This is a genomic window from Rhizobium sp. CB3060 (assembly GCF_025200735.1).
GTDB lineage: Bacteria > Pseudomonadota > Alphaproteobacteria > Rhizobiales > Rhizobiaceae > Rhizobium.
Genome location: NZ_CP104158.1, coordinates 1,904,439 through 1,917,196 on the forward strand (window position 1 = coordinate 1,904,439; position 12,758 = coordinate 1,917,196).

Below are 12,758 nucleotides of genomic sequence, written 5' to 3' on the forward strand. Positions count from 1 at the left end.
CCCCTCAGACGGCGATCGGCGCCTTGATATTGGCGTCGGCCTCATAGCCTTCCAACGTGAAATCCTCGAACTTGAAATCGAAGATGTTCTTCACCGCCGGATTAAGGCGCATGGTCGGCAGTTTTTTCGGGGTGCGGGTCAGTTGCAGCCTGGCTTGCTCGAAATGGTCGGAATAGATGTGCGTATCACCCAGCGTGTGCACGAAGTCGCCAGGCTTCAGCCCCGTGACCTGCGCTACCATCAACGTCAGCAGCGCGTATGAGGCGATGTTGAAGGGCACGCCGAGGAAGGTGTCACCGGAGCGCTGGTAAAGCTGGCAGGAAAGCTTGCCGTCGGCGACGTAGAACTGGAAGAGGCAATGGCACGGCGGCAGCGCCATTTCGTCCACCTCAGCCGGATTCCAGGCCGAAACGATATGGCGGCGGGAGTTCGGGTTGGTCTTCAGCCCTTCGATCAGATTGGCGATCTGATCGATATGGCCGCCGTCGGGAGCCGGCCAGGAACGCCATTGATGGCCGTAGACCGGGCCGAGATCGCCGTTTTCGTCGGCCCACTCATCCCAGATAGAAACGCCGTTTTCCTTGAGATAACGAATGTTCGTTTCGCCCTTCAGGAACCATAGCAGCTCGTGGATGATCGAGCGCAGATGCAGCTTCTTGGTGGTGAGCACCGGAAAACCTTCGGAAAGGTCAAAGCGCATCTGGTAACCGAAGACCGAGCGCGTACCTTTGCCGGTGCGGTCGCCGCGATCGATGCCGGTGTCCATCACATGCTTCAAAAGATCGAGATATTGCTTCATCGCACCCGCCGCCGATTCCATTCCTCCTCAATTTAATGGCAAGTCGGCACGAAACCAACTGCGGGCAAGCATAATCCCTGGAATTCTCCCATCCGGCCGTCGTTTGTTATGGCAAACCTGTGTTTCGGCGAAGCATTTATGACAAATCCCCTTCCATTCGCCTGAGGAAAACACTATATCAGCCATGCCGGTCTTCGGGCCGGCTATGGCGATAAATGAGCGGTGTAATAAACCTATTGGACCCGGGGGCGGTACCCGGCGCCTCCACCAAAAACTGGTCGGGCAAGACCGGCTTTTGATGGGGGCGAAACAGGATCGACAAGGGTGTAAAGATCGACTTTTCGCTCGGCATTGTACCACCGTTATCGGGCTAAAATTGTAGTTGCAAACGACAACTATGCGGAAGCTCGTCTCGCTGCTTAATCGCAGTGTGGCACTTCAAATAAAGTCCTAAGGGGTCGCACTCTTAGGCGGGGTTCGAAGGCACCTGGCAACAGAAGCCTTCACCTTCTCCCTCTCTTCGATATTATGTATGATCAGGCGTTGACTCGCGCACGGGGGTTTCCCGTCGGCGCAGGGCGTGGCATAAGCCTTAGAAAAAACATGGCCAACGAAAGACAGGAAAGTATGGGGCAGGATCATATCCGCTACGACATTTTGGCACAGGACGCCCTGCGTGGGGTCATCCGCAAGGTGTTGACCGAGGTCGGCACCACCGGCCGTCTGCCCGGTGACCATCATTTCTTCATCACCTTTCTGACGGGTGCGGCCGGCGTGCGCATTTCGCAGCACCTGAAGTCGAAATATCCCGAGCAGATGACCATCGTCATCCAGCATCAGTTCTGGGACCTGAAGGTTACCGAGAGCCAGTTCGAGATTGGTCTTTCGTTCTCCGACGTTCCGGAAAAGCTGGTCATCCCGTTCAATGCCATTCGGGGTTTCTACGATCCGTCCGTGAATTTCGAGCTGGAATTCGACGTGCCGCTCGCCGAGGACGAGGAAATGCCGTCCGGCGAGATCACCGCCTATCCGGTATCGGCCGAGGGCAGCGAGGAGCCCGCGGTCGCCAAGGACGGCGAGGAGAAGAAGCCGGGATCGGTCGTCTCCCTCGACGCATTCCGCAAGAAGCAATAGCATCCGGGGAAGCAGGCGCTTCCCCTTTTCACATCGGCCGTGAGGAACCATCGATGAGTGCCGAAATCGTCAATCTGCGCCAGTTCCGTAAGAAACAGACACGCTTGGAAAAAGAAAAGCAGGCGGAGCAGAACCGTGTTACCTTTGGCCGCACCAAGGCGGAGAAGCAGTTGACCAAGGCGCTCAATGAAAAGACCGCGAAAACACACGAGGCCGGCCATATCGAGTCATCCAAAACAGACGATTGAAATACCGAGCTGAAAGTCTATAGCCCTCCGAAATCAATCGCTTACCCCAGCATTTTGAATCATTTTTAGAATTACCTCTTCCGTTTCCGAACTTTTGATCGATCCGCCGATGATCCGCAAACATTCCGCCACGCTGCATGGCCATCGCACCAGCTTTTCCCTCGAAGACGCCTTCTGGGCCGAACTGAAGGTGATCGCCAATGCGCGCGGGACGTCGCTTGCGGCTCTGATCTCAGAGATCGACGACGGCCGCGATCCGGCAAGCAACCTTTCCTCGGCGCTTCGGCTCTATGTTCTGAAATGGCTGAAGGATCGCACCTGAAACGCCCCGCCTTGAACGAGGGCGCTTAGTCACTTCATTCTCTACTCAATAGCATCCCCGCTCCCAGCGACGAAAGCGGCGGATTTCGTATGGTCGATGGAGAATGATCTATCGGGCGATGCCGGGAAGATTGTTAAAGTTCAGCGGCGCGCCTGTCTGCGGCACCTGTCCGTTGAGAGCAGGTAATTGCTGCGCTTCCGCCTTCGCTCGGGCTTCCGCACTCGCCTTCGCCCTGGCTGCGGCTTCCGCCTGCTTTTCTGCCTCGGCCTTGCGCGCCAGTTCCCTCAAGCGCTTCTCTTCGGCGCTACGCTGCTGCTCGATTGCCGCATCGCGCTGACGCTGGGCTTCGCGTGCGACGGCAGTGTACTTGTAGAGCGCCACCTCGCGCCGCAGCCGCTGCTTTTCCAATACGCTTGCCTGAAGCCGCTCGACGCGCTGGCGCTCACGTTCGAAGGCGCGCAGCGACAGGAAGCTGGTAATGTCGGTAACGTCCATCGTCCGACCCGGCGTCGCCAACGGACCGGCGAAATCGAGGCGCAATGCCGGCTCGGCGCCGCTCAGCGCCTCGTTGCCGGCATCGAAATCGATGCCCATGGAGCCACGGATGCGCTCATCCGGCAGGCTGATCTCGGCATTGCCCGAAAGCTTCGCCAGGTCATTGCCGGCACTGATATTGGCAGCACGGATGACGCCGGTCGAAATATTGAACGGTATGTTGATGGCCGGCAATGCCGCCTCGCCATTGTTGAGCAATGTCTGGACGATCGGCAGCACCTTATCGGCTGTGATCTCACCTTGGATCTGGTCCGTCGCCGACAACAGCGGCGGCAAAACGGAGAGGTTGAGGCCGCGGACATGCGTGTCGCCAAGCTTGATCTCGCCCGAGCCGCTGGCGTTGGCAGCCAGTTCCCCCAGGCTCTTGCCGCTCGCTTCCATGCTCAGTCCCAAACCGAAGCGGCCATTGGCGAGCGGCGCGCCATCGCGCTGCCAGGCAACCGCGGCAAGGTCGCCATTGGCGAGGTTGAGTTTCGTTTGCATCAGCCCGGTGCCGTCCGAGTTCGCAAACATCAAATTGCCGCTAAGCGTACCGCCGTTCCAAGCGCCGGCGATGTCGTTCAGCCGCAGCTCCTCGCCCTTATAGGCAGCGTTCGTACTGAAATCCGAGATCGGGCCGAAGATGCCCGGCCACAACTGCTTGGCCGAAAGCTTGACGTTGAGATCAAGCCCGCTGAACATCGGCAACCCCAGCTTGGCCTTGGTGAGGTTGCCCGTCATCGCATCCGTCACCGGCCCGTAGATTGCTTCGCCCAGCCAGCCGAGATCGGCCTTGTCGAGCGTCAATTGGCCGGTAGCCTTGATATTCGGCGCCTTGCGGTCGAAGGTGAGCGCGCCCGAAACATTGTTGTCGGCAAGCAGGCCCTTCATATCGGAGAATACGATCTTGCCGGCATCGAGCGCGGCATTCGCCTGGAATTTGACCGGCAGGCCCGTGCCCATCTGCGGTACGCCGATGCCGTTCATGACGAAATAGGGATCAAGATCGGCACTCTCGAGCGATAGCGCGATTTTGCCGTTGAGGAAGGTTGCGGGACGCACATCGACCTTGCCGTTTGCGGTGAACGAGGTCTTGTCGGTGGCAAAGGTCAGCGCCGCATCCGCCGGATCGGTGCCGTTTGCTGTCACCTTCAGCGTCAGGCGGCCATTGGCATCCGCTTCGACGGGCAGCGGATCGAGGCCCGCCTGCCCGAACAGGATCGAGGTCACGGAATTTTCGAGCGTTGCTTCAAGCGTCGTCGTCCCTTTGCCGGTCAGCGCCAACAGGTCGGACATGCGGTAATCGAGATTGACGCGGCTGCCGTTGGAGACGCCGGCAAGCGTTACCGCCAGCCCATCGCCCTGGTCGCCGCCCAGCGTCAGCGCGCCGCGAAGCGCGGTATTTCCATACCATGCAGCGTTTCGCACCAGCCGGTCCATCGCCGGATGATGCGGCAGATGCTGGCTCAGCATATCGAAGAAGGGACCGGGATCGGCCGCCTTGAAGGTGATTTCGCCCGACCCCTTGTAGTCCAGCAGCGAACCATTGGCACGGCCGGTTGCGGTAAGCTCGGCACCGGCGACATCGCGCACGGCAAGCTTGTCGAGCGTGAGTGCGCCATCGGCGATCGAAAACGACGTTTCGACATTGTCGGCCTGCACGCCGAACGCGGCGAATTTGTCCGCTTTCAGATGGGCCGTAATCCGGTGATCGAGCAAGATCTCGCCGGCATCCTGACCGGTGAACAGCCCTGTCAGCGCCCTCAGCGCATCGAGATCGAGCGCATCGCCGCTGAGATCGACGGCAAGCCTCGGCGCCTGGTCGTTTGCCGGCGCCTGCCGGTCGAGCTGGCCCTTGAGCGTCGCCGAGCCGACGGCGATTTCAAGATTCTCGAAGCGCTGCTCCTCGTGACGCAGGCTGACATCGGCGGAAAAACCGGCCTGTCGCAACTGCCGGATCGCCGGATCGACCGAACCCACCAGCCAGGATGCCAGACCGGATGGCTGATTGGAGGCGACCACGAGATTACCGATGAAATTCGGATCGCCCTGCAGCATCAAATTGCCCTTGGCCTCCACCTGGGTGCGGCCAGGGAGCATGCCGATGGCGTGATCGATCTTCCAGCCGGTTCCGGCAGGCTCCAGATCGAGCTGTACGTCGCGGATGGTCGTGTCGCCGGCAACGATCGCCGGCAGGCGGAAAGTCGCCTTGCCGGGCACCTGCGGCACCGGAATTTCGGCGGCAATGGCAATCAGGCTGTTTAGTCGCTGGCGCGCCGAAATGGTGGGATTGCGGTTGGTCTTGCCGCTCGTGCCCTGCGTGTTGCCGAGGCGGTTGACGTCGATCTGCTGGCCGTCGGCCGTCAGCAGGAATTCCGGCTTGGTGCCGGTGTCCAGCGTCGCCTCCCCCGTCACCACATAGGGATCGTCCGCGGTACCCACTTCGAGACGATATTCCGAAACCCGTATGCGCTCGTTGGTAAGCTCGAATCGACCTTTGACACGGGGCTGAACCTGTTCGTCGGCAGGTTTATGTGTCTGCTTGTCCTCAATCCCCGCCGTAAACATGCCGATATAATCCGGCTTGCTGTTGACCAGCTTCAATTCGCCGTCGAGGTCGACATTGAGCGGATGGCGGTCCGGCAAGAGCCGGGTGCGGACGCGCAAGACGCCATTATCGTCAGGCTGGCTGCTGGAAATGCTGAAATTGCCGTGCTCGCCGTCGAGCGCCGCATCGCCATCGATTCGCCAGGGTCCCGCCAGCGACCGGGCGGACATTTGCGCGTTGAGACCGGTTATGTGCCGGGTGCGGCCAGATTGCTCGTCGATGAACTGGATATCGCCGCCATCGACATGCACGCCCTCGAGCACCACCGACTTGGCAGGGATTTCCGGCTGGCTGCCGCGCATCCAGTCGAGCGTCCCGTCCTTCAACAGCCGCAGACGCACTTTCGGCTCGGAAACGCGCATGTCGAAAATCAGCGCTTCGCCGGACAGGAACGGCGCCAGCTCGGCGTCCATGGAGAATTGGGCGATCTGCACCAATGGCGTCCCGTCGGCTTCCTGTCCGACGCGGACGTCATGCAATGTCACGGAAGGAAAAGGCAAAAGGCGGGCGTCAACGGTGCCGTGAACGGTCACCTTCTTTCCGATGATCCGACTCGCCTGATCCTCGAAATTCTTGCGAAAATCGGTCCAGTCTATGAAGAGCGGAGCGAGCAGCGCCACGAACAGCACCACTACGAGCACTCCCCCCAGAAAAACCAGGACCTTACCTAACAATGCACACCGTCTCCATTCTGCATTCCAATTACGATATCAAGCGTCACATAGCGAAGCGGACATGCAAAAGACATCCCAGATCTTCGGCTTAAGCCTGCTTTCCTATCCAGAACCGCATCGCAATTCTTGGACCATGCTGCAAATCTAGGGCATCTCCACCGCTTTCCATGACGCCATATGAAAACGGGATGGTCTAGCCTAACGCCATTCACGCCGGGGGCAAGCCAAGATCTTGGCAATATTCCATTTTTCAATGACTGTGGAATATCTTGCCGGGATTGAAAATCGCATCAGGATCGAGCGCCTGCTTGACTTGGCGCATCAGATCGACGGCGCCGCCAAGCTCCTGTTCGAGAAACGACATCTTGCCCTGCCCTATACCATGTTCGCCGGTGCAGGTACCCTCCATCGCGAGCGCCCGCCCGTTCAGCCGGGCAACGAAGGCCTCGACGACGGCGATACCTTCCGGCGTCTTGTCATCGAACAGCACCAGGACGTGGAAATTGCCATCGCCGGCGTGACCGACGATCGGCGCCAGCAATCCGTGTTCCTCGATATCGGCCTGGGTCGCTGCAACGCATTCGGCAAGTTTCGAGATCGGCACGCAGACATCCGTCGACAAGGCCGCCAGTTCCGGCGCCAGAGCCCGCGATGCCCAATAGGCATCGTGACGCGCTTTCCAGAGTTTGTTGCGCTCTTCGAGATTGCTGGTCCAGAGGAATTCCCCGCCGCCGCATTCGCTCGCGATCTCTGCGAATTGCGCCGATTGCAGCGCGACCGTCTCGTCCGTACCGTGAAATTCCAGGAACAAGGTTGGCCGCTCGTCATAGGTCAAGCCGGAATAGCGATTGCAGGCCCGCATCTGGACGGCGTCCAGCAGTTCGATGCGAGCAACCGGAACGCCCATCTGGATGGTCATGATGACCGCGTCGCAAGCTGCCTTCACGTTCGGAAAGGCGCAGGTGCCGCCGGCGATCTTCTGCGGAATGCCTTGCAGCCGCAGCGTCACCGACGTCAGGACGCCGAGCGTTCCCTCAGCACCGACGAAGAGCCGGGTCAGGTCATAGCCGGCGGACGATTTCCTGGCGCGGCGGGCGGTGCGGATCTCCTCGCCATTGGCGGTGACTGCGGTTACGGCGAGCACATTGTCCTTCATCGTCCCGTAGCGCACCGCATTGGTGCCGGAAGCACGCGTCGAAGCCATGCCGCCGATCGAGGCATTGGCGCCAGGATCGATTGGGAAGAACAGGCCGGTATCGCGCAGATATGTGTTGAGCTGTTCGCGGGTGACGCCAGGCTCGACCGTGCAGTCGAGATCCTCGGCATTCACTTCAAGCACCCGATTCATCCGGCTGAAATCGATCGATATTCCGCCCTGCGGCGCATTCACCTGCCCTTCCAGAGAAGAACCTGTGCCGAAGGCGATAACCGGAACCTTGTGCTCGGCGCAGGCTTTGACGACCGTTTGCACGTCCGCGCTCGTCTCGGCAAAAACCACCCCGTCCGGAAGTTGCGCCGGGATATAGGTGGTCGTGTGGGCATGCTGGGCCCGAAAGCTCTCGCCGGTTTGGAAACGCTCGCCGAAGGCCTGCTTCAGGATGCCGAGAACGGCAGCAATGCCCGCCTCGTTGCGTATCCCCGCCTTCGTATCAGTCAGAGCCATCGTTCCGATCTCCCATCACAATCAAAAAAGGAAATGTTAACCCTTTTCGCGGTTCTATGAGACATCAGCGCGACGCTGTCCAGTCACGAAAATAGCCTGTGGTTTGCCTGCGCGAGACACGGTGACGGCAAGCATTCGGCGCGGCCGCGAACCGGCACGAAAAATCATTGGTACGATAGCGGCCACACGCCCCTGCCCGCCATAGCACCCATCAAAGCCATCGGACCGATCTCCCTCGCCTGCATGGGTTGTATGGGCAATAGGAACCGGCCTGTCCAGCCAGCGCTATCGAAGGAAACCAATACGGCCGCACGTTGTCGTTCATAAGCGATGGCAAACGACGCGAAATGCAAAATCTGCAATTTTTTTGGGCAGAATTCGATTTACACCGCACAAAGCTCTCGCAAAAAGCACGCGCTTGACGGGAAACTATGCCGTCCCGCGACTGGCACATGTCTTGCGTTTTACCCCGCAGCTTTGACATAGCCACGATTGGAAGGACATTCGATGAAGCGTAGACAATTGCTCATGGCACTCGGTATGGCGATGCTGACGATGGGGGCGCTTTCGAGCCCACACGCAGCCCGGGCGGACGCCTTGAGCGATATTACCGCGAAGGGCACGCTCCGCGTCGCCGTTCCCCAGGACTTTCCTCCCTTCGGCAGCGTCGGGGCGGACATGGCACCCATGGGCTATGATATCGACATGGCAAACCTGATCGCCGAAAAGCTCGGCGTGAAGACCGAGCTGGTGCCGGTGACCAGCGCCAACCGCATCCCCTATCTCCAGACGAACAAGGTCGACCTGGTGATTTCGAGCCTGGGCAAAAATGCCGAGCGCCAGGCCGTCATCGACTTCACCGACGCCTACGCACCCTTCTTCAACGGCGTCTTCGGTTCTGCCGATGTTGCGGCCGCCAAGCCCGAGGATCTTTCCGGCAAGACGATCGGTGTAACCCGCGGCGCCATCGAGGATCTCGCGCTGACGAAGGTCGCGCCGCAGGACGCGACGATCAAGCGCTATGAAGACAACAACGGCACCATCTCCGCCTTCCTCTCGGGTCAGGTCGATCTCATCGCCACTGGCAACGTGGTTGCAGCGGCCATTCTCGCCAAGAACCCGCCGAAGAAGCCGGAGATGAAGTTCCTCATCACCAATTCGCCCTGCTTCATAGGCCTGAACAAGAACGAGCCCGCCCTGCAGAAAAAGGTCAACGACATTATCGCCGCCGCCAAGGCCGATGGAACGCTGACCAAGATATCGCAGAAATGGCTGGGCGCGGCCCTCCCCGCCGGCTTCTGATCAACAGAGCATCGGCCGTGCCATCGTCCGATGGCGCGGTCCGGGCCGAGCGAGGCACCTTCTCATGCGCTATCACTTCGATTTCGGCTGGCTTGCCGATTATTATCCCGTTCTGATCAAGGGGATTCTCGTCACCATGGAGCTGACTTTCGTTGGCTCTGCGGTCGGTATCGCTCTTGGTATTGCCTGCGCCTGGGCGCGGGCGCTGGGTCCTCGCTGGCTCAAGCCTTTTGTCGCGGCCTATGTCGAGTTGATCCGCAATACGCCGTTCCTGATCCAGCTTTTCTTCATCTTCTTCGGTCTGCCCGCCGCCGGCATTCACATGAACGAGATCGCTGCCGCCAACCTTGCCATGGTCATCAATCTCGGCGCCTATAGCTGCGAGATCATTCGTGCCGGCATCCAGGCGACGCCACGCGGCCAGTTCGAGGCCGGCGCCAGCCTCGCAATGACGCCGTTCGAGACCTTCCGCCACGTCATCCTAGTGCCCTCACTCCAGCGCATCTGGCCCGCATTGTCGTCGCAGGTCGTCATTGTCATGCTCGGCTCCTCGGTCGTCTCGCAGATCGCCGCGGAGGACCTGACTTTTGCGGCGAATTTCATCCAGTCGCGCTCCTTCCGCGCTTTCGAGGCCTATTTCGTTTCCACCGCAATCTATCTGGGTCTGGCCGTCATCCTGCGGCAGTTACTTACCGTTGTGGGCGGCCTGATTTTCCCGCGCAGGGTTCGCCGATGATTCAATTCTCCACCTGGGACATTCTGCGCGGTCTGCTTCTGGCCACACGCTGGACCGTTCTGCTCTCGCTCATTTCTTTCGCCGGCGGCGGTGCTGTCGGCGCAATCTTGCTATTTCTGCGCATTGGCAAAAACCGGGCCGCGCGCACTATGGTCAAATATTTCGTCGAGCTCTTTCAAGGCACGCCGCTGCTGATGCAGCTTTTCCTGGCCTTCTTCGGCCTTGGGCTCTTCGGCATCGACGTACCGGCATGGCTGGCGGCCGGCGTTGCTCTGATCCTTTGGTCAGCCGCTTTTCTCACCGAAATCTGGCGTGGCTGCGTCGAGGCCGTGGCAAAGGGCCAATGGGAAGCCTCTGCCAGCCTTGGCATGGGCTACCTCCAGCAGATGCGCTACGTCATCCTGCCGCAGGCGCTTCGCATCGCCGTGCCGCCCACAGTCGGTTTCTCCGTGCAGGTGGTCAAGGGCACGGCTCTGACCTCGATCATCGGCTTTGTAGAGCTCTCGAAGGCCGGCACTGTCATCACCAACGCGACGTTCCAGCCGTTCACCGTCTACGGCTTCGTCGCCCTCATCTATTTCGCCCTGTGCTGGCCGCTGTCGAAGAGCAGCCAGATCCTGGAGAGGAAGCTCAATGTCGCTCATCGAGGTCACTGAAGTCCGCAAGAGTTTCGGTGCAAACGAAGTGCTGAAAGGCATCAACCTCGATGTCGCGCCCGGCGAAGTGATCGCCATCATCGGCAAGAGCGGCTCGGGCAAATCGACGCTGCTGCGCTGCATCAACGGGCTGGAAACGATCGATGACGGCGCAATCTCGGTCGCCGGCGCACAGCTCCTGCCCGATGATCTGCATTTGAAGGCCTTGCGGCTAAAGGTCGGCATGATCTTCCAGCAGTTCAATCTCTTTCCGCATCTGAGCGCCGGGCGGAACGTCATGCTGTCGCAGATGGTCGTCAAGAAGGCCTCCAAGGCCGATGCCGAGGCAATGGCGCGGCGCATGCTCGATCGCGTCGGCCTCGGGCACAAATTCGACGCCTATCCCGACGAACTTTCCGGCGGACAGCAGCAGCGCGTTGCCATTGCCCGGGCGCTTGCCATGCAGCCGATCGCGCTCCTTTGCGATGAGATCACCTCCGCGCTCGATCCCGAACTCGTGTCCGAGGTTCTCGCAGTCGTCCGCGAACTTGCCAGCGAAGGCATGACGCTGCTGATGGTGACACACGAAATGAAGTTCGCTCGTGACGTCTGCTCGCGCGTCGTCTTCATGCACCAGGGTCGCGTCCACGAAATCGGTCCGCCGGGCGATGTATTCGCCAATCCGCAGACCCCGGAACTCAAACAGTTTCTCGGCCTGCACTGAGAGCTCTCAGCCGCCGGTTAACCTCGAACCGGTGCCCCAGCAGTTCCCAGCATGCCGACCCAGGCGCCCGGCGCCATGCCGAACGCCTTCTTGAAATGCCGTGTCAGATGGCTTTGATCCGCAAACCCAGTGGCCGCAGCGACTTCGGCGATCGGCTCGCCATCGGCGATCATTCCTTTCGCCCGTTGCAGCCGCCGCATCAGCAGGAAGCGATGCGGGCTGGTGGCAAAAGCGGCGCGGAAATGCCGTGAGAGCGCAAAGCGATCGAGGCCGGTGATTCGTTCCAGCTCCTGCGAGCGGACGCCGCGCATGGCATGCGCCTCTAGATAATCGCGCGCCGTCTTCACCTGGCCCCAGGCCACGCTGCCCAGCGGCTTCTGCGGCAGATGTGCATGCGAAGCGAGCCCCGCAGCCACCCGTGAGACAAAATCATCGACAAAGAGTTCATCCAGCTCGCGGTCGAGCTCGCCGAGGGCGGCCAGCAGCAAGCCGGCCAGACGATCGTCCTCGACCACCGGGTCCTCGACAAAGGGCAGGCCAATGCGCGCGGCTTCCAGGCACTGCATCAGCATCGACGGTTCGAGATAAAGCATGCGGTAGAGCAAGCCGTCGTCGGTCGCAGCGCCGCCGTCGTGCAGCTCGTCCGGATGGAGGACGATCACCCTTCCCGGCAGGCTGTAGCGCCGTTCGCCGCGATAGCTGAAGGTCTGCACGCCGCGGATGGTGACGCCGAGCGCATAGGTATCGTGCCGGTGCGGCTCGAACGCATCACCATGGAATTGCGCCTGAATACGCTCGATACCGGGGTAAGCGGGTGCGGAGACGATGCGGTTTGCTTCCGGCATCGTGCACGAACGTTCAAGACCTTCGAAGATATGGCCGGCAACATCCTCGCGCAAAGGCTCATTCCCAGACTGCATAAGAGAGATCACCCATGTTCAATACCAAAATCGCGATCGTTCTGCGAAGCAATCTTGAATCCTGGCAGAAACTGAACGTGACTGCTTTCCTGGCGACCGGCATTGCCGGGCAATTTCCTGACATGATCGGCGAACCCTATCGCGATCGCGCCGGCAACCTCTACAACGCGCTATCGATCCAGCCGATGATCGTATTGTCGGCCAACGAAGAAACCATGAGCACGATTCATCGCCGCTCGCTGGAGCGCAACGTCACCTCCTCGATCTTCATCGAGGAAATGTTCTCAACCGGCCACGATGTCGCCAATCGCGCCGTCTTCTCCGAATTTACGCCTGAGGACGCCAAGGTGGTTGGCATCGCGCTGCGCGCGGACAAGAAGATCGTCGACAAGATCACCAAAGGCGCGACGATGCACTCGTGAACGGGCAGCGGTCAAACAAAACGGCCGGGTCGCAAAA

Annotated in this window: 12 protein-coding genes and 1 other RNA gene; 9 read left to right on the top strand and 4 right to left on the bottom strand. The window is 60.1% G+C overall.

The window, feature by feature from the left end:
* Positions 1-4: 4 nt before the first annotated feature.
* A complete protein-coding gene (locus tag N2601_RS09265) occupies positions 5-799 on the bottom strand; it encodes a thymidylate synthase (RefSeq protein WP_104825134.1) in 795 nt (264 codons plus the stop codon).
* 147 nt (positions 800-946) lie between these two features.
* Between N2601_RS09265 and ssrA the strand changes: the two genes are divergently transcribed.
* The 4 genes from ssrA to N2601_RS09285 all read left to right on the top strand — a co-directional run bounded on the left by ssrA (position 947) and on the right by N2601_RS09285 (position 2,503).
* Positions 947-1,307: a transfer-messenger RNA gene (gene ssrA, locus N2601_RS09270) on the top strand.
* A 119-nt stretch (positions 1,308-1,426) separates the two neighbouring features.
* Positions 1,427-1,933 carry an SspB family protein gene (locus N2601_RS09275; RefSeq protein ID WP_104823521.1) on the top strand — a complete coding sequence of 169 codons (507 nt, stop codon included), beginning with the start codon at positions 1,427-1,429 and terminating at the stop codon, positions 1,931-1,933.
* A 53-nt stretch (positions 1,934-1,986) separates the two neighbouring features.
* Positions 1,987-2,181 (top strand): DUF4169 family protein, encoded by a 195-nt coding sequence (locus tag N2601_RS09280; protein WP_104823522.1) that lies wholly within the window; start codon positions 1,987-1,989, stop codon positions 2,179-2,181.
* A gap of 109 nt (positions 2,182-2,290) precedes the next feature.
* Positions 2,291-2,503 (top strand): ribbon-helix-helix domain-containing protein, encoded by a 213-nt coding sequence (locus N2601_RS09285; RefSeq protein ID WP_104825135.1) that lies wholly within the window; start codon positions 2,291-2,293, stop codon positions 2,501-2,503.
* A 108-nt stretch (positions 2,504-2,611) separates the two neighbouring features.
* On the opposite strand, the gene N2601_RS09290 is transcribed toward N2601_RS09285, so the two are convergent.
* Together N2601_RS09290 and N2601_RS09295 are read right to left on the bottom strand one after the other, a co-directional pair.
* Complete coding sequence (locus N2601_RS09290) at positions 2,612-6,319, bottom strand: AsmA family protein (protein ID WP_260303953.1); 3,708 nt, start codon at positions 6,317-6,319, stop codon at positions 2,612-2,614.
* 250 nt (positions 6,320-6,569) lie between these two features.
* On the bottom strand, positions 6,570-7,982 hold the full coding sequence (locus N2601_RS09295) for an FAD-binding oxidoreductase (protein WP_260303954.1): 1,413 nt from the start codon (positions 7,980-7,982) through the stop codon (positions 6,570-6,572).
* A gap of 528 nt (positions 7,983-8,510) precedes the next feature.
* Here N2601_RS09295 and N2601_RS09300 point away from each other — a divergent pair.
* The 4 genes from N2601_RS09300 to N2601_RS09315 all read left to right on the top strand — a co-directional run bounded on the left by N2601_RS09300 (position 8,511) and on the right by N2601_RS09315 (position 11,379).
* Positions 8,511-9,284 (top strand): transporter substrate-binding domain-containing protein, encoded by a 774-nt coding sequence (locus N2601_RS09300; RefSeq protein WP_245463983.1) that lies wholly within the window; start codon positions 8,511-8,513, stop codon positions 9,282-9,284.
* Between the two features lie 64 nt (positions 9,285-9,348).
* Positions 9,349-10,020: an amino acid ABC transporter permease gene (locus tag N2601_RS09305; protein ID WP_104823526.1), complete on the top strand. Its 672-nt coding sequence runs from the start codon at positions 9,349-9,351 to the stop codon at positions 10,018-10,020.
* A complete protein-coding gene (locus tag N2601_RS09310) occupies positions 10,017-10,676 on the top strand; it encodes an amino acid ABC transporter permease (RefSeq protein ID WP_104823527.1) in 660 nt (219 codons plus the stop codon). Before N2601_RS09305 ends, N2601_RS09310 begins: the two co-directional genes overlap by 4 nt.
* A complete protein-coding gene (locus tag N2601_RS09315) occupies positions 10,654-11,379 on the top strand; it encodes an amino acid ABC transporter ATP-binding protein (protein WP_104823528.1) in 726 nt (241 codons plus the stop codon). The genes N2601_RS09310 and N2601_RS09315 overlap by 23 nt, the downstream gene beginning before the upstream one ends.
* A 17-nt stretch (positions 11,380-11,396) precedes the next feature.
* Here N2601_RS09315 and N2601_RS09320 read toward each other — a convergent pair whose 3' ends face one another.
* Complete coding sequence (locus N2601_RS09320; protein ID WP_445945000.1) at positions 11,397-12,299, bottom strand: AraC family transcriptional regulator; 903 nt, start codon at positions 12,297-12,299, stop codon at positions 11,397-11,399.
* A 14-nt stretch (positions 12,300-12,313) separates the two neighbouring features.
* Here N2601_RS09320 and N2601_RS09325 point away from each other — a divergent pair, with 14 nt between their 5' ends.
* On the top strand, positions 12,314-12,721 hold the full coding sequence (locus N2601_RS09325) for a DUF2000 family protein (RefSeq protein ID WP_104823530.1): 408 nt from the start codon (positions 12,314-12,316) through the stop codon (positions 12,719-12,721).
* Positions 12,722-12,758 lie beyond the last annotated feature (37 nt).